The 23,460-nt window shown below is 45.3% G+C and carries 19 protein-coding genes and 1 tRNA gene; 12 read left to right on the plus strand and 8 right to left on the minus strand.

All coding sequences use genetic code 11. The features are described 5' to 3' along the window. Nucleotides 1-68: 68 nt before the first annotated feature. The 9 genes from JRC49_00195 (at nt 69) to JRC49_00235 (ending at nt 8,534) form a co-directional block, all read left to right on the plus strand. A complete protein-coding gene (locus JRC49_00195; protein ID QTE71288.1) occupies nt 69-1,373 on the plus strand; it encodes a glutamate-5-semialdehyde dehydrogenase in 1,305 nt (434 codons plus the stop codon). 21 nt (nt 1,374-1,394) lie between these two features. Further along, nucleotides 1,395-2,099 (plus strand): rRNA pseudouridine synthase, encoded by a 705-nt coding sequence (locus JRC49_00200; GenBank protein QTE71289.1) that lies wholly within the window; start codon nt 1,395-1,397, stop codon nt 2,097-2,099. A 50-nt stretch (nt 2,100-2,149) separates the two neighbouring features. Further along, nucleotides 2,150-2,240, plus strand: a tRNA-Ser gene (locus tag JRC49_00205). Between the two features lie 128 nt (nt 2,241-2,368). After that, nucleotides 2,369-3,733, plus strand: a complete 1,365-nt coding sequence (gene trkA / locus JRC49_00210; GenBank protein ID QTE71290.1) for a Trk system potassium transporter TrkA — start codon at nt 2,369-2,371, stop codon at nt 3,731-3,733. Further along, entirely contained in the window at nt 3,730-5,193 is a 1,464-nt protein-coding gene (locus tag JRC49_00215; GenBank protein QTE71291.1) for a TrkH family potassium uptake protein, read from the plus strand. The genes trkA and JRC49_00215 overlap by 4 nt, the downstream gene beginning before the upstream one ends. 34 nt (nt 5,194-5,227) lie before the next feature. After that, the gene (locus JRC49_00220) at nt 5,228-6,667 is read left to right on the plus strand and encodes a MazG family protein (protein ID QTE71292.1); all 1,440 of its coding nucleotides are present in this window, start codon (nt 5,228-5,230) and stop codon (nt 6,665-6,667) included. Between the two features lie 36 nt (nt 6,668-6,703). After that, a complete protein-coding gene (locus JRC49_00225; protein QTE72748.1) occupies nt 6,704-7,027 on the plus strand; it encodes an HU family DNA-binding protein in 324 nt (107 codons plus the stop codon). A 59-nt stretch (nt 7,028-7,086) separates the two neighbouring features. Further along, nucleotides 7,087-7,365, plus strand: a complete 279-nt coding sequence (locus JRC49_00230) for an RNA-binding S4 domain-containing protein (protein QTE71293.1) — start codon at nt 7,087-7,089, stop codon at nt 7,363-7,365. Further along, on the plus strand, nt 7,362-8,534 hold the full coding sequence (locus tag JRC49_00235; protein ID QTE71294.1) for a 2-C-methyl-D-erythritol 2,4-cyclodiphosphate synthase: 1,173 nt from the start codon (nt 7,362-7,364) through the stop codon (nt 8,532-8,534). The genes JRC49_00230 and JRC49_00235 overlap by 4 nt, the downstream gene beginning before the upstream one ends. A 2-nt stretch (nt 8,535-8,536) precedes the next feature. Here JRC49_00235 and JRC49_00240 read toward each other — a convergent pair whose 3' ends face one another. The 6 genes from JRC49_00240 to upp form a co-directional block, all read right to left on the minus strand. Continuing rightward, nucleotides 8,537-9,709, minus strand: a complete 1,173-nt coding sequence (locus JRC49_00240) for a hypothetical protein (GenBank protein QTE71295.1) — start codon at nt 9,707-9,709, stop codon at nt 8,537-8,539. Nucleotides 9,710-9,738: 29 nt separating this feature from the next. Further along, entirely contained in the window at nt 9,739-10,803 is a 1,065-nt protein-coding gene (locus tag JRC49_00245; protein QTE71296.1) for a hypothetical protein, read from the minus strand. A 551-nt stretch (nt 10,804-11,354) separates the two neighbouring features. After that, complete coding sequence (locus JRC49_00250) at nt 11,355-12,689, minus strand: hypothetical protein (GenBank protein QTE71297.1); 1,335 nt, start codon at nt 12,687-12,689, stop codon at nt 11,355-11,357. Beyond that, nucleotides 12,686-13,669 carry a tRNA dihydrouridine synthase DusB gene (gene dusB / locus JRC49_00255; GenBank protein ID QTE71298.1) on the minus strand — a complete coding sequence of 328 codons (984 nt, stop codon included), beginning with the start codon at nt 13,667-13,669 and terminating at the stop codon, nt 12,686-12,688. Before dusB ends, JRC49_00250 begins: the two co-directional genes overlap by 4 nt. Continuing rightward, nucleotides 13,662-15,338 (minus strand): hypothetical protein, encoded by a 1,677-nt coding sequence (locus JRC49_00260; protein QTE71299.1) that lies wholly within the window; start codon nt 15,336-15,338, stop codon nt 13,662-13,664. The genes dusB and JRC49_00260 overlap by 8 nt, the downstream gene beginning before the upstream one ends. A gap of 4 nt (nt 15,339-15,342) precedes the next feature. After that, complete coding sequence (upp, locus tag JRC49_00265; protein ID QTE71300.1) at nt 15,343-15,972, minus strand: uracil phosphoribosyltransferase; 630 nt, start codon at nt 15,970-15,972, stop codon at nt 15,343-15,345. Between the two features lie 164 nt (nt 15,973-16,136). Here upp and lgt point away from each other — a divergent pair, with 164 nt between their 5' ends. Genes lgt through JRC49_00280 form a run of 3 tightly spaced genes read left to right on the plus strand, consistent with a single transcriptional unit; the run spans nt 16,137 to nt 18,869 of the window. Next, complete coding sequence (gene lgt, locus JRC49_00270; protein QTE71301.1) at nt 16,137-17,120, plus strand: prolipoprotein diacylglyceryl transferase; 984 nt, start codon at nt 16,137-16,139, stop codon at nt 17,118-17,120. Then, on the plus strand, nt 17,101-18,261 hold the full coding sequence (locus tag JRC49_00275) for a serine hydrolase (GenBank protein QTE71302.1): 1,161 nt from the start codon (nt 17,101-17,103) through the stop codon (nt 18,259-18,261). Before lgt ends, JRC49_00275 begins: the two co-directional genes overlap by 20 nt. Next, nucleotides 18,249-18,869, plus strand: a complete 621-nt coding sequence (locus JRC49_00280) for a regulatory protein RecX (protein QTE71303.1) — start codon at nt 18,249-18,251, stop codon at nt 18,867-18,869. The genes JRC49_00275 and JRC49_00280 overlap by 13 nt, the downstream gene beginning before the upstream one ends. 77 nt (nt 18,870-18,946) lie before the next feature. Here JRC49_00280 and JRC49_00285 read toward each other — a convergent pair whose 3' ends face one another. Together JRC49_00285 and recN are read right to left on the minus strand one after the other, a co-directional pair. Beyond that, nucleotides 18,947-21,589, minus strand: a complete 2,643-nt coding sequence (locus tag JRC49_00285; protein ID QTE71304.1) for a pyruvate, phosphate dikinase — start codon at nt 21,587-21,589, stop codon at nt 18,947-18,949. Nucleotides 21,590-21,738: 149 nt separating this feature from the next. Then, nucleotides 21,739-23,460 carry a DNA repair protein RecN gene (gene recN, locus JRC49_00290; protein QTE71305.1) on the minus strand — a complete coding sequence of 574 codons (1,722 nt, stop codon included), beginning with the start codon at nt 23,458-23,460 and terminating at the stop codon, nt 21,739-21,741.

The raw sequence follows: 23,460 nt of genomic DNA on the forward strand, positions 1-23,460 counted from the left end.
AAAGTATAACACTTACGTATTCCCTTTTCAATCGTGTATTTGTCTGTTATAATCACGCAATGGGAGGGATGGATATGAAAGACCTGCATGAAATCGCGGCAAATGCGAGAAGTGCTTTTTATCAGATATCCGTATCGTCTGCGGATCAGCGAAATACAGTGCTGTCAGCACTCGCACGTTTGCTTACACAGAATAAAGATTCTATTTTTGCCGCCAATCAGGCTGACCTCGATGCAGCGGCTGCTGAAGATCTTGCCGCGCCGCTTCTTCATCGGTTGACCTTTGGTGAAGAAAAACTTGACCAGGTCGTTCGGGGCCTTCATGCGCTTGCAGATCTTCCGGATCCTCTGAACAAAACGCTTTCGGCTACTGAAATCACTGAAGGGCTGAAACTTTACCGGGTTTCTTCCCCGATTGGAGTAATCGGTGTCATATTTGAAAGCCGGCCTGACGCGCTGATCCAGATTTCATCTCTATGTATCAAAAGCGGTAATGCGGTTCTTCTGAAAGGCGGCCGTGAAGCACTGCATACAAATCAGGTTTTATGCGACCTCGTCTGTCAGGCACTGGAAGATTCCGGTTTTGCTGCATCCACTGTACAGCTTCTCGAAAGCCGTGAAGATGTTGCTCAGATGCTGAAGGAGGATACGCTGATTGATCTGATTATTCCGAGGGGAAGCAACAGTTTTGTCCGGTATATTATGGATAACAGCCGTATTCCCGTACTTGGACATTCTGACGGTATATGTCATGTTTATGTCGACAGTGATGCTGATCCGGAAACGGCCTGCCGGATTGTTACCGACAGCAAAACACAGTATGTATCCGTCTGCAATGCTCTTGAAACCCTTCTTGTTCACGTGGACATTGCTCCTGTATTTCTTCCCGAACTGTATCGCAGCCTTACAGAAAAGAATGTAGAAATCCGCGGAGACGAACAGACAGCGAAAATAATCCCCTGTGTCCCTGCCACTGATAAAGACTGGTCAACTGAATATCTTGATTATATCCTTTCCATCAAAATTGTTTCATCCCTGACTGAAGCAATCGAGCATATTAACCGTTATGGTTCACACCATACAGACTGTATTGTCACCAATAATTCTGAAAATGCCTCAGTCTTTATGAACACTGTGGACAGTGCCGGAGTTTACTGGAATGTATCCACACGATTTGCGGATGGGTTTGTATATGGTCTCGGTGCTGAAGTCGGCATCGCAACCGGCAAGCTCCATGCCCGTGGACCTATGGGGCTTGAAGGATTAACAACCTATAAGTATAAACTCATAGGATCCGGTCAGACCATGGAGGAAATGAAATCCGGCAAAAGGCAGTATACTCATGTTCCCCTTCAGGAAAACTGCCCTCTCTGATTATTGAAAGGTAGGCTTTTTATGCGGCTTCAGAAATATCTTGCGTCCTGTGGTGTCGCATCCAGACGGAATGCTGAGCAGATGATACTTGACGGGCGCGTTTCTGTAAACGGTGAAATTGTCAGAGTGCTCGGAACACAGTTAGACGAACTGTCTGATACAGTTCAGGTGGACGGCTGCATTGTCAGGCCGGAAACTGAAAAGCACTACCTGGCGTATAACAAACCCGTCGGTGAGGTAACCACTGTCTCCGATCCGGAAGGCCGGGCTACGGTGATGGACCGCTTCCGCGACTATCCGGTACGCCTGTTTCCTGTCGGCAGACTGGATTATGACAGTGAAGGCCTCCTTCTTCTTACAAATGACGGAGATTTGATGAACAAGGTGCTTCATCCCAGTTTTGAAATCCAGAAATCCTATCTGACCAAAGTATCCAACAATGTATCGGATCAGGAAATCAGAATGCTTCGTAAAGGTGTTATTATTGACGGGAAACTGACTTCCCCCGCCGAAGTCAGGCTGATCCGGCATGATACATTTTCCACAGATCTTCTTATAACAATTCATGAAGGCCGCAACCGTCAGGTACGTAAGATGATTGAAGCAGTCGGTCATCAGGTGGTACGTCTGAAAAGAGTACGTTTCGGCCCAGTCCAGCTTGGAGATCTCCCTTCCGGAATGTGGCGCAAACTGACAGATGAAGAAATTCAGAAACTCAGACCTTGACAAAACTCAAAATGACGCTATAATTTATCGACGTGAGCATTCGCTGACGCGGAGAGTTGGCTGAGTGGTCTAAGGCGCACGACTGGAAATCGTGTGTGGGGTGATACCTCACCCAGGGTTCAAATCCCTGACTCTCCGCCAAACAGTGCAGATTGATATCTGCACTGTTTTTTTACCGGTATTGAGCTTATAAAGCTCTGTTTCGAAAAAGCTTTTCATGCTGAAGGAAAAATGGTAGAATAAAATGATTTATGTAAGGAGGATCGGCCATGAGAATCATCGTTATCGGTGCTGGCAAAGTAGGTTATACACTGGCCGAACACCTGATTGCTGAAGAGCATGATGTTATTATCATCGATAAAGATGATGAAGTAATTGAAAGGTGCAGCGGCTCCCTTGATGCGCTGTGTATTAAAGGAAACGGTGCCAATGCAAAGGTTCTGCTTGAGGCAGGTGTCGATAAAGCCAATATTGTGATTGCTTCCACCGAAAGCGATGAAAGCAATATGCTGGCCTGTCTGATATCAAAACGTCTTGGTGCAAACTATACCATCGCAAGAATTCGTGATCCCGAATTCAACGAGAGCCAGATGCTTCTTCAGAATGAGCTGGGTATCGATGTGGCGATTAATCCTGAACGTGCCACAGCCCTTGAAATCAGCCGTCTTTTACGTTACCCGTTTGCAGGCAGTATAGAATCCTTTGCCAAGGGGCTTGTGGAAATGGTTGAATTCCGTGCACAGGAAGAAGACTGTTTTATCGGTATTCCCATGAAGGATCTTGCCGGTAAGATTCCCAGGCTTCCCCGCATCCTTTATGCAATGGTTGAAAGAAACAATACCGTTATGATTCCCGGAGGCGACTTTAAGATTCAGGCCGGGGATAAGGTGTTTGTTTCCGGTGATATGTTAACCATTACGGAGTATTTCCGTTTTCTCGGCAGAAACAAGCATAAAGTTCGCAGTGTAATGCTTCTCGGCGGCGGCAGAATATCCTACTATCTGTCCCGGCTGATTGTTCCTATGGGAATTCATGTTACACTGTTCGAAATCAACCCTGTCAAAGCCCGTTCTCTCAGTGAGCAGCTTCCCAAGGTTGATGTTATTGTCGGCGATGGTACGGATCAGGATCTTCTGGAGGAACAGGGCTTGTCCCAGATGGACGCTTTTGTTTCACTCAGCAACCGCGATGAAGAAAACCTGATCTCAGGTATGCATGCCGCACGTTCAGGCGTCCCGAAGGTCATTGCCAAAAACAGTCGTCTTGCTTATCAGGAAATTCTGAATGATCTTGGCCTGGATTCCGTTATCAGCCCTCAGTTCATTACCAGTTCCACTATTTTACGATATGTACGCGCACGTGAAAACAGCAACGGAACAAAGATTGAAAGACTTTACCGTCTTGTCGGAGGGAAAGCAGAAGCAATCGAATTTATTGCTAGAAAAGGCGATTCCTATATCGGCATACCGCTTAAAAAACTTACAATGAAATCAGGTTCTCTTGTCTCCATTATTGTCCATCAGGGGAAAATAATCGTGCCTTTTGGGAATGACCATATTGAAGAAAATGATCATGTTGTTATCATTTCAGTTGAATCCGGTATCTCAGATCTGAATGAGGTGCTCTACAAATGAACCGTAAACTGATCATACGTATGCTGGGAGCCTTGCTTCTGATCGAAGCCGCAGCCATGCTGCCCTCCCTTATTGTTGCTTTTGTTTACGGCGAGGGTGACGCTCCGTCCTTAATATACAGTATACTGATTAATCTGCTGGCCGGCTGTGCCATGAGTTTCATTCCCGGAAAAGACCTGAATTCCCATCTCCGCCTGAAAGAAGGATATATCATAACTGCCCTGGGCTGGATCCTGCTGGGTATTTTTGGATCCGTTCCTTTCATGCTTTCCGGTACTCTGCCGCGTTTCGAAGAAGCTTTTTTTGAAACTGTATCCGGTTTGACTACAACAGGTGCCAGCGTTTTCACTCAATATACTTTTGATCATGCCTGCCGCGGCATACTTTTCTGGCGCGCAACCACACACTGGATTGGCGGAATGGGTGTACTAGTGCTGACACTTGCCCTTCTGCCCAAACTGACAGGCCGCACTGCCCATCTTGTCAAGGCTGAAAGTCCCGGCCCTTCTTTAAGCAAACTTGTTCCCAAAACCGGTGCGACAGCTAAAATTCTGTATAAAATCTATATCCTTTTATCGCTGATAGAATTTGTCACGCTTCTCTTATGCGGTCTTTCACCCTATGATTCAGCCGTGCACACAATGGCAACAGCCGGTACCGGTGGTTTCAGCAGATACGGAGACAGTATCGCGCATTACAACAGTGTTCCGGTTGAAATCGCTATCACTGTTTTCATGTTTATGTTTGGCGTGAATTTTGCTTTGTATTATAAGTTCCTGATCGGAGAAAGGCTGAAGGCCTTCCTGCACGACGAAGAATTCCGCTGGTATTTCGTTTTTGCGATTGTTTTCATCATTCTCGTTACCGTACTGAATCTGGACTTCTATAAAGGTGATTTCCTGGCTTCCCTTCGTTATGGTTCCTTCCAGATCAGTTCAATTATGTCCACTACAGGATTCGTAACCTTTGATTTTAACAAATGGCCGGCAGCCTCTCACATTATCATTGTTATTGCAATGCTGATCGGATCCTGCGCCGGATCAACAGCAGGCGGAATCAAAGTAATCAGGATCATCGTACTGAGCAAGCTTTCACGCAGAAATATCCGTGCGACAGGTCAGCCCAAGAAAATGGATGTCATTCGGATTGACGGCAAATCTGTTGATGAGCATTTACTGTCTCAGATTGCCCAGTTTGCCTTTATGTATATTGTCCTTATTCTGGTTGGCGGTTTTATCATGTCTTTGGGCAGCAACTATGATATTACAACCAATCTTTCTGCATCACTTACCTGCGTGAGCAATGTAGGTCCCGGCCTCGGTTCTGTCGGTCCTGTAGAAAACTATGCAGGTTACGGTGTACATGCCAAACTGACTGCCTCTTTCCTGATGCTCTTTGGCCGGTTGGAGCTGCTTCCTCTTTTCATTCTTTTCACTCGCTCTGCATGGCATAAATACTGATTCCTTTCACAAGTTATCTATGAGGACAAGTTCAATGAAATCAGAAATCATTATTGTTTCAATCGGACAGGGCGATCCTGATTTACTGAATGTAAAAACAATCCGTACGCTGCGTGAATCAAATCGTCTTATCCTGCGAACCGGCAGGCATCCGATATGCGGTTGGCTTGAATCCAATGGAATTGTTTATCAGACCCTGGACTGTTTTTATGAGAATGCTGAAGATTTTGATCAGTTGAACAGCATAATTGCTGATCATATTTTTCAGGAAGCATCCAGAGGTCCGGTTGTATATGCCGTTCCCGACAGCCTGATGGACAATACTGTTAAAACCCTTTTCCGGGCCAAACCTGATCATATTCATATCACTGTAATACCGGGTGTCGGTTCTTTTGACCTTCATCTTTCTTCTTCGCTTCAGTACCTTGAGAATTCTTCCGTTCAGGTTGTATCAGCATATGACCTGCTTTCCTCTTTTTCATATAATCCGTTGAATTCTTTGCTGGTCACAGAGCTGGACAACGTAATCCTTGCCGGCCAGGTCAAGATTTTTCTTTCCGGTTTTCTTGAAGATCAGCATATTGTTTACCTGCTCAGTGAAAACAGTGATCCTGTATCCTTATCTCTTTACATGCTTGACCGTCAGCAGCAATTCAACCATTTTTCCGCCTTGCTGATACCAGGGTCTGATTATATGCATCGTGAAAAGTACGTTCTTCATGATCTTGCAGAAATCATGAATCGGCTGCGTTCTCCGGAAGGCTGCCCATGGGACCGGCAGCAGACTCATCAGTCATTGCGGCCTTTCCTGATAGAGGAAGCATGGGAATGTGTTGCTGCTATTAATGATGAAGATTACCTTCATCTCGGGGAGGAACTTGGCGATCTCCTCTTCCAGGTCATTTTCCACGCTTCCATTGGAAATGATTATGATGAATTTACTTTGAATGACGTTATCTCTTCCATCTGTGTCAAAATGATCCGCAGACATCCGCATGTTTTCTCTGATGCAGATCTGCATGATACGGAAAGTATCTCAGCTGCCTGGGAACAGATCAAGGAGTCTGAAACCGGTCATCATACACTTTCTCAAAATTTGGATGACATATCCGTTTCCCTTCCTGCTTTGAAATATACTGCCAAGATATTAAAAAAAGCCTGCCGGAACAGCGCTGCTTCCGGTTCTTCCTCTGAAATCATTGCTGAAATCAGAGAAGTGCTGGACATCTTCAGCAGTGATTCTGTTCCTGAAGATCTGTCCGGTTTATGCGGATATCTGCTTATTCTGTGCAGCTTTCTATGCTTTCATTCGGGAACAGACGGTGAAGTTATTCTTCACCAGGCGGCTGATCGTCTGAAGCAGTATCTCCATAATGCGGAAGCCCTCATGATAAAGGACGGAAAATCCTTTGAATGCTTGACTTTCAGTGAACTATGTGTATACTTAAAGCATGTTGAAGGCGAAATTGAATAATTCCGGTCTTTGGCATATTTATATTTTTTATGCAACCTGCATAAAGAGACAAGGAGGAGATTACCTGTGAACAAGAGTGAACTGATCAATGCGCTGGCCGAAAAAACATCATTCTCCAAGAAAGATGCCGAAAAAGCTCTGAATGCTTTCGTTGAAACAATCAACGGCGCTCTGGCTAAGGGTGAGAAAGTTCAGCTTATTGGCTTCGGAACCTTCGATGTGAAAAAGCGTCCTGCCCGTACTGCCCGTAATCCGCGTACCGGCGCCGAAATCAAGATTGCCGCATCCAAGGCGCCTTCTTTCAAAGCAGGCAAGGCTCTGAAGGACAAGGTTAACGCAAAGAAAAAGGCCAAGAAATAATGATTCGTTTCTGCCCGCAGGAACATTGTTTCCTGCGGGCTTTGTTTTGTGAGGATTATATGAGAATTGACAAATACCTTAAGGTTTCCCGGATTATTAAGCGCCGTACTGTTGCAAGTGAAGCCTGCAGCGGCGGACGTGTCATGATCAATCAACGGATTGCGAAACCGTCTTCAGATGTCAAGCCAGGTGATATAATCAGTATTCGTTTCGGAGAACACATTGGCCATTACGAAATCCTTTCTGTTCTGGATACCGTCAGTAAAGATCTGGCCTCCGAAATGTATAAAGTACTGGATGAGGATGCTTTCCTGTCATTGGAGCGTAATAAATCATGAAAAAACATGTCATTTTGCTTGCTGGTGGAAAAGGAACCAGGATGAATGCCGCTGTTAATAAGGTTCTTCTCGATCTTTGCGGCAAACCTGTTATTCTGAGAAGCGCTGAAGCATTTTCTTCCCTGGCTGATGATATGATTATCGTTTGTCGTGCGGAAGACCAGCCTGTGATTGAAAGCATATTCAGCCGTTCTTTTCTTCCCTTTCCTGTTTATTTCACATCAGGCGGCAATACCCGGCAGGAATCTGTTTTAAACGGTATACGCATGCTTTCCGCCGGATATAATGATATCATTCTGATTCATGATGCCGCCAGATGTCTTGTCAATCAAGAACTTATCAGCCGGGTTATTGAATCCGTACTGGATTCGGGAACCGGTATCCCGGGCATTCCGGCTACCAGCACTTTCAAAATCTGCAATGATGAACATTTTGTCATGCATACGCCTGATCGTTCCAGTCTTTATGAAATACAAACACCCCAAGGCTTTGCCGCAGAAGTTTTCATTTCTGCTGCTTTGAAAGCAGCTGAAGACGGCATTGATTGTACCGATGATGCCGGTATTCTCGAGCATTACCATATACCGGTTCATATTGTTCCGGGTTCATCACAGAATATTAAACTGACTGAACCCGAAGATATGTCCAGAGCTTCATCAATTCTGAAAGGAGACGCAGCAAATATGCGTATCGGAATGGGATATGATGTCCATCGTCTGACCGACGGCAGGAAACTCATCCTGTGCGGTGTGGAAGTTCCCTTCTCACAGGGTCTTCTCGGTCACAGTGATGCAGATGTTGCTCTTCATGCACTTATGGATGCCATGTTTGGCGCCTGTGCGCTCGGTGACATCGGAAAGCATTTCCCTGATACAAGTGATCTGTATAAAGATATCTCTTCAGTTTTTCTGCTGAAAGAAACAAACAGGATTATCGGAGAAGCCGGATACAAGGTATCCAATACAGATATTACAATCGTTGCCCAGAAGCCCAAACTTCTGCCCTTCATTCCTCAAATGACTGAAATCATTGCAGACACTTTGGGCATTCCCCTCAATGCCGTTAACATCAAGGCAACCACTACGGAAAAGCTTGGATTCGAAGGCCGTATGGAAGGAATATCGGCCTATGCTGTATGTGCAGTTACAGACAGAACTGAAAAGATCTGAGACTACTGATTAAACAACATCTGATAAAGTAATTTCTGGCTGTGAACAGGGAGCATCGGAACAGCATCTGCAAGGAAAAGACTCAATCCAGACATTAATTCAATGCGGTATACATTGTTATCCGATACATTTTGATTGTCCAGCACCTTCCTTGTATCAGAATTGAGGCCTGTCATTTGGTCATCATCCTTTGATGCTGACAAGAAGATGTTTTCACTGGTGCTGTCCTGAAGGAAAATACTTGCAGCCAGTTTTTCAGACGAAATACTGCCTGTCACAGACAGGATTTTTTGTGTTTTGTCATTTTCGCAGTCATAGGTGATGCTGCACTGCAAATCTCCCGCTGTCAGGCTAAAATGCTCACAGATGATCAGTTCATCCTGAGATACATTTTCATAATATGGACTGTTGCCGCTGTACAACCTGTTCAGAAGGGCAAATTGACTTCGGTCAGACTGTACATATATATCGTGGAAATAATACCGGTTGTTCTCATTGTGTGCAATGAGGATCCTTTTCTCATGCTCTTTTACATTAACGATCGACAGGGTCAGGATCACCTGTTCCTGTTTTAAAATCTCATATGTAACATACCTGCCGCTGTCATAACTTTTCATTCTGACGAGTGGATTATACTCTGATACCAGTGCATCAGTAAAACTGGTGAAGCATTCCAGAAGCATATCGCAGCATTCTGTATTGCTGTCCTTTTTATTTCCGGATTCTTTATCATCTGTATAATGATTCTTTATGAACTGTGTGAAATCCGAAAGCATATACTCCGTTGTACATACACTTGACGCTTTCCCGAAGAGCGTTCCGGTATATACACCTTCTGAGTATTCTGTATAACGTGTATTCAGCCACTCCTGATATATCCCGTCAATCCGTTCTGTAAAATGAATAATTCTTTCCGGCGTGATGCCCAAAAGATTATTGATTGTATTATAAATATTCTGATGTATATCTGAATTCCGGATAATATAGTCTGGTATCAGCGAAGATGTTATCAGAGTGGTTGTTTCATCATACCGGAACAAGTCAATCACAACAGTTTTTTGATTATTATTGTTTTCAGACAAAACTGTTCCCTGTATTCCGATATGTGTATCACCAATTGCTGATGACCAGATACAGCTTATTATGATGATCAGAATACAGATTCTCTTTTTCATGACTATCCTCTACAATCTGATATCAGTCGTTATTCCGCTTCTTCAACTTCCAGCGGAGCTGTTTCTGCCGATTCAGACTCACCTGTTTCATTCTGCGCATTTTCAGGAACGTCATCTGTGTTTTCTTCCTGCACCGGTTCCTCAGCAGAAATATGGCTGATCATGGATGCCGCGTTACTCACCCAGTCAGTGAGATAAGGAATAATTTCCTTTTCCTTTTCTGTTCCCACCTGAATGGGATCCTGAATTTCAAACGGCATGAAAACCCACGGAACCGCTGTATTGAACTTACCCGTGAAAGCCAGGGTGGATTCACCCTGTATGAAACTGGCCTGTACCTCAAGCTTTGTAGCCACATTCTGTGCATATTTGCTGGAATAATGAAGATTTATACCGGCTTTCACAGGAGTAAACTCCGGAATGCTCTCCGGATTGATATCTTCAGGAAGATAGGTCAGATCCTTCTCAAGAGAGATATCGTACTGATCTTCCTCATGATTCTTTTCATCGTCACCCTCTCCCTTTTTATATACAGAAATGGCTTTCTTTAAGTCTATTCTGAGAGAGAAGTTTTCTTCCAATCCCTTTTCTGACGGGTCTGTATACACTTTAGCCAGCCAGATACTTTTTTCATATGAAGTGTCCTGCTCGTTTTTCTGATCAGGTATTCCGAAAACAATAACCTCTTTTTGATTTTGGAGAGTATATACGTTCAGGCCCGAAACTGACTCAATGCGAAGTGCATCATATCCTGTCGACTTTTCATCAAGTGGCAGTTCAATACCAAAGCTGAGTACTTCTCCCATGGCTGAAACCCGTTTTTTCATCGTCAGCTTTTTATCCATATCAAAGGAATTCAATGCTTCCTTATAGTAATACAGCAGGTTTTCATTCACATAAAGTGCCTTTTCCTCCTGTGTCATCACAGAATCAAGGAGTTTATTAATATCAGGATCTGTTGAGAATTCAGCAAATAATGCCACGATCTGGCGGTTGACTTCTTCCATAGGTATTTCATAGGAAAAGTCAAGCGCAGAAGAACCATTTTCCGTTTTCACGGTTTCTGCCTCAACCGCAAATCCCGCAAGCCACATTTCCAGTTCATTCTGATACCGTGTGAGAACCGGATCCCACTGATCCTTCCGATCCTGCTCGGAAACAGTCATCATATTGGAAATAAAGGAAGCCGGGGATACATTTTCTCCGCCTGAAGGGATAAATTGTTCAATATATGCACTCTTTACAGGAAACTCCAGGATTTTGCCCTGAACCATATCGCTTCTGAAATAGTAGATACCATCTTTTCTGTAAAGCTCAGACAGCGCTTTCTGCTGATCCTGTTCATCGGACTGGAAAACATAATAATGCAGATCCTTTCCGGACAAGATCCCCCGGAGGTTATATTCAGCATCTGAAACGGTCCTCAGGAACCTGGTATCAAAAATGTCTTTCAGGAAAGGAATATTGAACATTTCACCCTCTGAAGAGATGGAAAAAGTCCCCTTCAGTCCGCTGCCGATCGCAAGCTGATTGTGCATTTTTTCCGGAAGTGTATATTCCGCAGCCTGACAGGTACACGTCGCAAGTACGAGAATCAGGGCCAATAATGTAAAAAGCGTTTTTTTCATGATCAGATCTCCCTATATCAATAATTCGTTAGCAATTTCCATATTTCGTCAGGAATATCCTTGCGCAGAAACACCGTATCCTCTTCAGGCAGTGTCATCATTTTCTGTATCAGGATACGGATTGCTTCTTCCGGTATTCCTTCATTGTCCGGAGTCATTATGATCTGCGAACCATTCCGTTCTTTCTTTTGTGTATCTGATTGAATTGATTCGCTGATACTGAATCCTGACATAACACTGCTTGTTACTATTTTACCTGTTTTATTGGTAATTTCAAGTGTTCCGGCATATTCAGCTTCTTTTTCTTTACTCATAGATTCCGTTATGATTATGGAATGCTCAGGAACACTGTTTCCTTTGACATTATACTGGATTTTTCCCAGGCTGCTCATATCTTCGGAATGCAGGTCACCTGTATACCTGATCTTTGTTTTTTCCTTTTCCTTTTTCTGATCCAGCTGATAATCCCATTTCAGCTTCCGGTTTGCAGGATCAGAAAGATCCAGTTCACGTTCATATGTAATATTGTCTTTATCGTATCCTTTTACTGCAGGTGTTTTGATTGTCAGGCTGTCTTTGACGTGATCCCCGGAACGCAGGCATTTCCATACCAGGGAAATCTTTCTCATTTCTGTTTCTGAAACGCCGACTGTTCCGTCGTAATTGATCCGGAGCACATTGCCATTCTGATCAAATAGCAGGACAATTTTCTGACCTCCCTGGAACATCAGTTTTATGAGATCATTTCGCGTTGATTGATTGTCACACAGATCAGCCAGGGCTTCGGGAAAATGCTCACTGACATATTCAGAGGGAAACTGGATCGTCATCCTGCTCACTGATTTTCCAAACCCGGAAAAATTCAGAGTTGCAGATGATCTGCCTGTGTATTCGGGAAATTTTTCCGCCGTTTTGCAGAACAAGGGATACAGATCGTCTATCAGATGATTCAGTCTGAAATACTGTTTTTCCAGAAAGAATGTGAATTCATCTTTTTCCGTGTTTTTTTCTTCATTCAGGTTCTGATTCTGTCCACTCATCTCTGACTGTGTATCCGTAATGGACAGGAGCGGCTCCTCATCAATGTACAGAACAGTTTCTGCTCTGTTGCGATCCGAGCCGACATTTACAGATATATGCCTGAGCAGACGATTCAGACTATCAAGCCTTTCCTTGCTGAACTGTGCCAGTTGTGTATACTCCGGTGCGTATATACTGAATGTGATCGGTGAATCAAACTCCCCCGTAAGCAAAAAATGGCTCGGGAATGTTTCCCCGATGCCGTTGGAACCTGAAAAAAGGCAAAAGACGGCTATGATTACCAAAAAAGTTTTCCTGATAATGTTTTTCATTGCCTGTCCTCCTGCTGTTCCGGTTCCTTTATTTTTTGTGCATCCTCGAAAAAATAATCTGTCAGTTTCATTGCTGTTGCGGCATCAGGGCATTGGTTTATCTCCGTTCTGAATTTTCCTGCGCCTCGTATCCCCTTAATGTACCATCCTATATGTTTTCTCATTTCCCTGACAGCTATCTGTTCTGGTCTGGAATCAAGCATCATATGATAATGCCTGATAATCATCTTGTGTTTTTCTTCGTTTGTCACAGGCCTGACGGAATGCCCTTTCTCCAGTTCACGGATTTGTCGGAATATCCACGGATTCCCCAGGGCTCCCCGTCCGATCATCACTCCGTCTGTATTTGCCTTCTTTTGTTTATCCAGCGCATCTTCTGCAGAAAACAGATCACCGTTTCCGATCACCGGAATATGGACCTTTTCCTTGACTCTGGCAATAATATCCCAGTCTGCTTCTCCGCTGTACTGCTGCTCCCTTGTCCTTCCGTGCACAGTCACAGAAACAATTCCTGCATTCTCTGCCATTTTTGCATATTCTTCCACATTAATATGCTCGCTGTCATACCCTATTCGCATTTTAACAGAAACAGGAAGAGAAGAAGCCGCTACCGTCTTCTCCATCATTTCCGAAGCGATCAGCGGGGTACGCATCAACCCGCATCCTTCACCTGATGGAGCAATCTTTTTGGCCGGACAGCCCATATTCAGGTCAATACCGTCATATATTCCCAGATCGCATATCCGTTTTGCAGCTTCTGCAACTGTTGCCGGATCACGGCCGAAAAGCTGCAGAATAAGAAACGGTTCCCCGGGGCCGCGGATCATCAGTTCCTGGGTTGCCCGTTGTTTCGGCGCGCACAAATACCCCATGGCGCTGATCATTTCCGTATAAGCAAGATCACATCCCTGTTCATAACATATTGTTCTGTAGACATGATCTGTTATGCCGCACATAGGTGCAAGCCTGATATCAAACATGTGTTTTAATCCTTGGAAACATTGTCATTCTGTCTTTTGTTCTGCTGTATGGCATCAATTCTTTCAGTTCTGCCTGGGAATCAGACACAGGCAGAACCGGAATATCCGTTTTTTTATCCGGATGATACGCTCCGGGTATCACAGACATACTGACTTTAATGTCTCCGTCATATATTTCACTTCCACTGTGAACCGCATAACACGGATCATCATTTTTGACAGGGAGGGCATAAAGCCTGTTATTGTGAATATAGCATATTCCCTGATGATGCGTATCCTCACTGATAACTCTGTCTGTATCCTCAAAAAGAATACCATCCTGATCATGCCATTCTTTTTTAAGGTGAACCCAATACCCGTTTTCTGTTGAATCTGCCTTGTCGGTCAGAACTGTTTCCTCCTGTGTGCCGGTCAGTTTTATCACAGATGTCCCTGTCGCAGGCAGAAATACATCCACATAAGCCTTGAATGTTTTTTTGCATTGCAGCCGAAGGGTTTCTTCATTCATATTCAGTATGACAGCCTGTTTCCGGATCATCAGGAGGAACCTGCCCTGAACCGGATAATTCACACAGATTCCCTTTTCTTTCAGCGTTACAGCGTGAAGATAGGCTGCTGCTGCAGCTCTTGTCAGCCTTGCATATAAAGCACTTGTTTCTTCGCTCTGGTTATGCACGTCTGCTGAGCCATTGACTTTCTGTATGGTTCCGGCCGTTTCTTTGTTCAGGCAGTCTTCAAGTCCGTTAAATATAATCCTGATAAGTTCATCCAGCGCCCATTCTGAATCTTCCAGAATAAGCTGTGAAGCAAAGGCTTCAACCCAGGCTGCCATAGTACAATTGCTGATCGGCTGTTCAGGTGCATTTCCGCACAGGTAGGGATTGGAAGTAGTCCCCCCGCAGATCGCATGGTGATGTTTACGCAGATATCTCCATACGACCTTCCCCGCGGCAAGATCCTGTCCGTTGCCGCTGAATATGCCGGAGAATACAGAATAGCGAACCCCGTCTGCCAGGATTTCCGCGTGATTAATCAGTTTTTCCTTTTCATCATAATCAATGTCTTCCGGTGCTGCTGTAAGATCCGGCAATACAGGATGCAATTCATCTGTGCTGACAGGAATGGATTGCTGAAATGTATGCAGTGCTGAAGTCCAGTTGAATGCAGCAGCTCTGAGTCTTGTGCAGATCCGCAGAACAGCTTTCAGCCCTGTAACCTGATAAAAGCGAACCAGAAATTCCATCAGGTCAGCAGGTTTATAAAGCGTTTCCGGATCCTCTTTTGTAAGCTGCTCAAACTCTATTTCCAGATAATGGCACCAGACAGCAAACCTTTGCAGCAGCGTCCGGTCTGTGTTGTATTCATATACTGCAAATGCAGCACGTATAACACTGATCTGTCTGGACAGACAACCTTCCACAGAACCGTTTTCTGTGTCTCTGACAGCATTCAGAATCAGAGCTGTAACCGGTTCCTCCATCGGTTTGTTTTTGATCAGACAGGCAATGCGAAACAAGCCTTCCCATAAATACGGATTGTCAATCAAGCGTCCGGAAGCTTCATAAAGATTTTTAATTCTTTCATCCGTTGTTCTGACTGTACCGTTGCAGGGGAAACTGTGAGATACCGCCAGGATAGGTGCTCTGGCAAAAACTGGTTTCTGAGGCATTGCTTTACTTTGTGCCGAAAAGGCGGTCGCCGGCGTCACCCAGTCCGGGAACAATGTAGCCATGATCATTCAGGTGATCATCAAGTGCTGCAACATAAATATCAACATCCGGATGGTCTTTCTGTATTCTGGCAATTCCTTCCGGAGCAGCAATCAGATTAACCAGCCGCATATGATGGCATCCGCGCTGTTTGATAAAATTGATCGCAGCGCTCGCACTGCCGCCTGTGGCAAGCATCGGATCAAGAATAAGCAGTTCCCTGTTAACGCTGTCCTCCGGAAGTTTGCAGTAGTATTCAACAGGTTCCAGGCTCTTGGGATCTCTGTACAATCCAATATGACCCACACGCGCCGCAGGTACAAGATTAATAACACCGTCCACCATGCCGAGACCTGCACGGAGAATCGGTACAATACCAAGCTTTTTGCCGGAAAGCATACGGCATTTGCAGGTAGTAATCGGCGTCTCCACTTCAACTTCCTTTGTTTCCAGATCTCTGGTTACCTCAAACACCATAAGCATCGCAATTTCAGAAAGAAGCTCACGGAATTCCTTGGTTCCGGTATTCTTATCACGCATAATGCTCAGTTTGTGCTGAATAAGAGGATGATCGAAAACGACGACTTTACTCATATAAGGTGCCTCCTCAAAATAGTATCGAAGTATCAGGTTCCTTCTGATTATTTTAACAGAAACGTACGCTGCGCGCAATGCTCACAATTCCTATATTTGCCTTTTCATTGACACATCCCGCACGCAATTCTATAATCTTTTTAATGAATATAAGGAGTAAAAGCATGCCTTCAGTCCCTTATTCTAGATACCTGATTTATCCGGTTACCTGGTACAGTTTTCTGATTGTCATCGGTGCTTCGCTCGCACTGTTTTTTTCCTGCAGGGAAGAGAAGTACGCCCGACTTCCCCGCGACACAGTGCTGGATCTTGCTTTATGGCTCATACCCGGCGGCATTATCGGCGCACGTGTTTACTATGTGGTTTTTTCTTTTCATCAGTTTCAGAATGATCTTTTTTCTGTTTTTCGTGTCTGGGAGGGCGGTCTGGCCATCTATGGCGGGATCATTGCAGGACTGCTGGTTCTGTTCATCTTCTGCAGGCGCAGGAATATTTCTTTCCTTCTGCTATGTGATATTATCGTGCCCGGTCTTGCGCTGGCACAGGCGATCGGACGATGGGGTAACTGGTTCAACATGGAAGCCTATGGTCTGCCTGTCTCCGGATCTTTCCCCTGTTTTTTCCCTTTTGCCGTACAGATACCCGCTGATGGATATACATGGCATCTAGCTACTTTTTTCTATGAATCTGTTTGGGATTTTTTCGTATTTGTTTTTCTTCTTCTTACAAGGCATACCCTGTTAAACCGCAGGAAAGGCGATGTATTTTTCTTTTATCTTTTCCTTTATGCTGCAGGCCGCCTGATTATTGAGGAGCTCAGGATGGATTCCCTTTATGCGTCTTCTGTAAGAATAAGTCAGCTGTTCAGCGCTGTATTATGCGCTTTCATCCTTTTCCGGTACAGGTTGTCTTCAGTAAAACCTGTTCATAAGCACCCTTTCTCTTTTTTCATTCTTTTCCCATTGGCTGTAATCAGTGTTATAGTCATTATCTGTTATTCTCTCTTTGGGCATAGTCACTTTATGCTTTCCGTGAAACATACTGTCATCCTTCTCAGCGTCTGTTCCGTGCTGATGGTTCTCGGTTTGTGCTCTGTATATTTCCCCCGGGATCTGCAGGAGGTGGAAAATGCCGACCACTGTGCTTAAAAATATCCTTTATCGACTGGCCCTGCCCTTCTGCGCCCCGGGCTGCGGTAAAAGTCCCGTAAGCGATCATTCCGGTCATAATCTGATTTATGCGGACGCATTTGTTCATCTTATCCGCAAACACCATGTTCTTGGATCCGCAACATACCTTTCTGCCGGGAAGCAGTCTGCACTGATCCTGACTTCATCCCAGGATCCTTGCCACATACCGCTGCCTGACACGTTTTTCCGGGTGGCTTCCATTACGAAAACAGCAACATCCACTCTTGTTATGCATCTTTCAGATCTTGGTCTTCTGGATGTAAACATGCCTGTCAGTGATCTTTTTACCGCTGAAGCAGAGCAAAAGGCTTTAAACGGTATCACACTCCGTCATCTCCTGTCCCACACCTCAGGCATTATTGATCCTCCTGATCTGGAACAATCTGTTGAAAACGGCATTCCTTTCCCGGATGTGCTTTCTGTGTCGCGTTGTTTCACTCCCGGTGCTGAATTCCATTATTCAAATCTTGGCTTCGGGCTGATTGGATGTATTCTGGAACAGGTGCTGCAGATACCGCTTAGTGCAGTATTCAGCCAGTATCTCTTTTCCCCTCTTGATATGAACGCCACTCTGGAAGGCTGCTGTATTCCCCGAAATAAAATTATGCCGGTAACCCGTATCCTGCCTTATCACAAGGGCTCTGAAGTGATTGTAACCCGTCTTGGTTCCGCCAGTCTGACTCATCCGGATCCTCTGCGTCATTATGGCCACACAGCCGGCAGTATGTATACCGATATACTTTCTCTGTACCAGTTATTTAAAATGCTGGCTTCAGATGGCAACGGATTTATATCATCCTCAGCCCTGAATGATATGAAAGCGAAGCATGCATCCTATGGCAGACTTTCACCGACTTTATCTTACGGCCTTGGTCTTCTGCGCATCAGTGATCCTTTTGTCTCAGACAACATTGTATATGGTCACCAGGGATTTGCTTACGGCTGTGCTGACGGCGCATTCTGGGATGACCGGACTAAATGCCTGTTCATCACTCTGAACGGCGGTTGCAGCGAAGCAAGAAAAGGACGTCTCGGCGCAGCCAACAGGGATCTCCTTCACTGGGCCTACAGGAAGGAGCTGCCGTCATGGTCAGAATAATGGAGCTGAATAAAGCAGGTTCACAGATTTCTATTCTTCTGGATAACGGAGAAAAATACTGGCTCAGATACGAAGATCTTGCCGGTACCGGAATTTATAAAGATGCTGAAATGTCTGAAGATGTATTTTTCCATTGGTTGAAGGTACGTCAGTATCCGCGGGCATTAAACCAGGCTGTTGCCATGCTTGCAAGACGCCCCTGCAGTTCAGGAGAAATCACCTCCCGCCTGTCTCGACACAGATATACATCTGAGGTAATCGAACTAGTTGTCTATAAACTGGAAAAAGAAAAATTGCTGAATGATTTGGATTTTTGTAATCAGTGGATTCAATACCGCCTTAACCGCGGCTATGGTCCTGCTGTTATTCGCCGTGAACTCCGTTCAAAAGGGATTGCTCAGGAGATGATTGATACAGCATTTGATTCAGTAAACGAGGAAGACGGATTGGATAAAGCCGAAGCTCTCGCAAGGAAGGCCTGGATGCGCAGAAAACCGGATGAAGATTTTCGTAAATACAGACAGAAAGTCATCGCAATGCTGGTTCGAAAAGGATATAGCTGGGATACAGCCAGAGCAGCCTGCAAATCGGCTGAAAACAAACTGTAACAGAAAAACGGGGCACAGATATGATTATCTGTGCCTCGTTTTTTCAGGGATGATTAATCCCGAATTTGAAATTGTATTTATTTTCCGGAATTGCTGATAGCTGCCTGTGCCGCAGCAAGCCGGGCAATCGGAACACGGAAGGGCGAACAGCTTACGTAATCCAGGCCGATCTTATGGCAGAATTCCACGGAGCTCGGATCTCCACCGTGTTCACCGCAGATACCAACATGCAGTTTCGGGTTAACAGGACGGCCAAGTTCAATAGCCATCTTCATCAGTTTACCGACGCCTGTCTGATCAAGCTTGGCAAACGGATCGTTTTCAAAGATCTTGGTATCATAATAAGCACTCAGGAACTTACCGGCATCATCACGGCTGAAACCAAAAGTCATTTGAGTAAGGTCATTGGTACCAAAGCAGAAGAAATCAGCTTCAGCGGCTATTTCGTCTGCAGTCAGTGCCGCACGCGGAATCTCAATCATTGTACCGACTTCATATTCAAGTGCAGCTCCTGCATTTGCAATTTCTGCGTCAGCAGTCTCGATAACAACCTTTTTAACAAACTTCAGTTCCTTGACTTCGCAGACAAGCGGAATCATGATTTCAGGACGAATATGCCAGTCGGGATGAGCCTTCTGAGTATTGATTGCAGCCCTGATCACAGCTTTAGTCTGCATTTTTGCAATTTCAGGATAGGTAACCGCCAGACGGCATCCGCGATGTCCCATCATCGGGTTAAACTCATGCAGGGAAGCAATGATGTTCCTGATGGTTTCAACGCTCTTTCCCTGAGCGTCAGCAAGCTGCTTGATCTCTTCTTCGTTTGTGGGAACAAACTCATGAAGAGGCGGATCAAGGAACCGGATGCAGACAGGATATCCTTCAAGCGCTTCATACAGCTTTTCAAAATCGCTTTGCTGATAAGGAAGAATTTTGTTTAATGCCGCTTCACGTTCTTCCACTGTATCGGAACAGATCATTTCACGGAAAGCCGCAATGCGTTCCGGTTCAAAGAACATATGCTCTGTACGGCACAGGCCGATGCCTTCTGCGCCGAGTTCCCTGGCTTTTCTGGCATCCGCAGGAGTATCAGCATTTGTGCGGACATGAAGCTTGCGGTATTTATCAGCCCAGGCCATAATCCTGCCGAATTCACCGGCAATCTTTGCATCAACGGTAGGAATCAGGCCGTCATAAATGCGTCCCGTTGTTCCGTCGATAGAAATGAAATCTCCTTCTTTGAAGGTCTTTCCAGCCAGCTCGAATTTTTTGTTTTCCTCATCCATGGCGATTTCACCGCAGCCGGAAACGCAGCATTTACCCATGCCGCGCGCCACAACTGCCGCATGGCTTGTCATACCGCCGCGCACAGTCAGGATACCCTGTGCACTCTTCATGCCGGTAATGTCTTCCGGAGAAGTTTCCAGACGGACCAGGACAACTTTTTCTCCTCTTTCCGCCCACTTTTCTGCATCTTCTGCGGTGAACACGATTTTACCGCAGGCAGCGCCGGGAGAAGCGCCAAGTCCTTTTCCGATCGGTTCAGCCTTCTTCAGAGCCGCGGCATCAAACTGAGGATGGAGCAGCGTGTCCAGATTGCGGGGATCAATCATGGATACTGCTTCTTCTTCAGTGCGCATGCCTTCATCCACAAGATCACATGCAATCTTCAGCGCAGCCTGCGCTGTTCTCTTGCCGTTACGGCACTGCAGCATGTACAGTTTTCCGTTTTCAACGGTGAATTCCATGTCCTGCATATCACGGTAATGCTTTTCAAGCAGGCTGCAGACTTTTTCAAATTCAGCATATGCTTCAGGGAACTGATCTTTCATCTGGGAAATAGGCATGGGAGTACGAACACCCGCAACAACGTCTTCACCCTGGGCATTCACAAGGAATTCGCCCATCAGTTTGTTTTCGCCTGTTGCGGGATCACGGGTAAATGCAACGCCTGTGCCGGAATTGTCATTCAGGTTGCCGAATACCATGGGCATAACATTGACTGCTGTGCCCCAGCTGTACGGAATATCATTATCTCTGCGATATACATTTGCGCGGGGGTTATCCCAGGAACGGAACACAGCTTTTACAGCGCCCATCAGCTGTTCTTTGGGATCAGCGGGGAAATCTTCCCCGATCTTGGATTTGTATTCAGCTTTGAACTGACCTGCCAGTTCTTTCAGATCTTCAGCCGTCAGTTCGACATCGTAGGTGACGCCTTTCTTTGCCTTCATCTCGTCGATCAGCTGTTCAAAGTATTTTTTACCGACCTCCATAACCACGTCGGAATACATCTGGATAAAACGGCGGTAGCTGTCGTATACAAAACGGGCAAATTTGGGATCGCTGTTTCCGGCAATCATGGCTTCCACAACTTCATCATTCAGTCCGAGATTGAGAATTGTGTCCATCATACCAGGCATGGATGCCCGTGCACCGGAGCGGACGGAAACCAGCAGCGGATTTTTCAGATCGCCAAACTTCTTACCGTTGATTTCCTCCATTTTGGTAATATATTCCATGATCTGTGCCTGGATTTCGTCGTTAATCTGACGACCGTCTTCATAGTATTGGGTACAGGCTTCCGTCGAAATGGTAAATCCCTGCGGAACAGGCAGGCCGACTTTGGTCATCTCGGCAAGATTAGCGCCTTTGCCGCCAAGCAATTCACGCATGGTAGCATCGCCTTCAGTGAAGAGGTACAGATACTTTTTGGACATTCAAAATTCCTCCCCGATCATATTCACGGAACGGCTTACAGTCCTCGAAAGCCGTTACTTATCCATCAATTTATTATAAGAGCAGAAAAGATACAATGCAAGTATTTTCTTTTATGCAGCTGTTGTTCCTGTCGTTCAGGCACGGGTTTTTACATTTTTTTCCTTTGATGCTTTATAGCGTCTGCGGCTGTTATCAGTCTTTCGGCGTATGCATTGGATTCACTTGTAATGCCATCAGCCCCGCTGATCATCCTCCCGACTTCTGAAACTCTTTCCTCATGTCCCAGTTCTGTGACAGAAGTATGCGTCCTGTTCCCCAATACAGATTTCTTTACGAGATAATGATAATCCGATGCGGCGGCAATCTGAGGAAGATGTGTAACACAAATAACCTGTTTCTCACTTGAAATAGACATCATTTTTTCTGCTACAACCTGGGCCATACGGCCGCTTATTCCTGTATCGATTTCATCGAAGACCATGGATTCCACTCCGGAATGTGAAGTTTCCATTGTCTTGACTGCCAGCATGATCCTGCTCAGTTCACCGCCGGAAGCGATTTTCGCAAGCGGTTTTAATGGTTCTCCTGGATTCGGACTTATCATAAATTCGATTCGGTCATCTCCATTTTCTGAAGGCATAATGGGCTTTCCGGTTTCATTGGGCTTAAATGCAACACTGAAAACAGTATTCCCCATACCCAGGTCGCCGAGTTCCTTCATCATCTTTTTTTCAAAGGCAGACGCCAGTTTTTTCCTGGACTCTGTCAGTTCTTTTGCGGTATTTCTGTAAATGCTCAGTGTTTTTTTATGTTCAGAGGACATTCGGTTAACTTCGTCCTCCAGGTTTACCAGTGTTTTGTATTCCTCCTCCATTCCGGTTGTCAGTTCCTGTATTTCCGATGATGACACCCCGTATTTACGCTCCAGCCGATGAATCAGGTCAAGCCTCTGATCTATCCGTTCTACGTCTTCCGGATTAAAGCCGATTCTGTCTGACATCTGGCTGATCTGGTAAGCTATTTCTTCCAGTTCAAAAAACAGGGACTCGCACTTTTCACCGATCTCTTTTATCTCGCTGCTTTTTTCTGAAAGGTTCTTCATCAGAGCAGAAGCTGTTCTGATCTCTGAAAGTGCGGAAAAACCATCTTCATTCCCGGACAGATGTTCCCGGATCTCCTTAAGCATTTCTGATTTTTTCAGGATCCCTTCAGCCTTTTTCCTTTCATCCAGGAGCCGTTCTGCTTCTCCGTTCCTGACGCGCGCCTTCCGCAGCTCTTCAAGATCCCGTTCGAGCGAAATCAGTTTTGCTTCTCTGTTTTCATTTTTTTTCACAAGACGCGCGTATGCTCTGTGATTGCTCAGAAAAGCATCGCAGTCTTCCCTGACTTTTTCAAGCAGTAATCTGTGCTTATCGTCACCTGTCTGATCAAGAAACGCCAGATGCATATCAGGTTCGGTAAGAAATCTGTGGTCATTCTGTCCATGAAGATCAAGCAGCCATCCTGCAAGATCCCTGAGCCTTGCAACAGGAATCATCACGCCGCAAACCCTGCATATGTTTTTGCCGCCTGTGGATATCTCCCTGTAGATTGTTATATTGGTACCGTCATACTCAATGCCTTCCTGATCCATGAAAGCCTGGACGTTCGGGTTGTCCCGGACAGAAAACTCAGCCTCTACCGATGCTTTCTCGCATCCTGTCCGGATCAGGTCTCTGTCTGCTCTTCCGCCGAGGATAAGGCTTACAGCATCGACAACAATACTTTTCCCGGCTCCCGTTTCACCTGTCAGAGCCTGCATGCCTTCATGGAATTGAATCGTAACATCATCGATGAGAGCGATTTGGTGGATTGTTAAGGATTTTAGCAT

The sequence above is a fragment of the Clostridiales bacterium FE2011 genome, from assembly GCA_017569305.1.
Lineage (GTDB): Bacteria > Bacillota > Clostridia > Christensenellales > Aristaeellaceae > Aristaeella.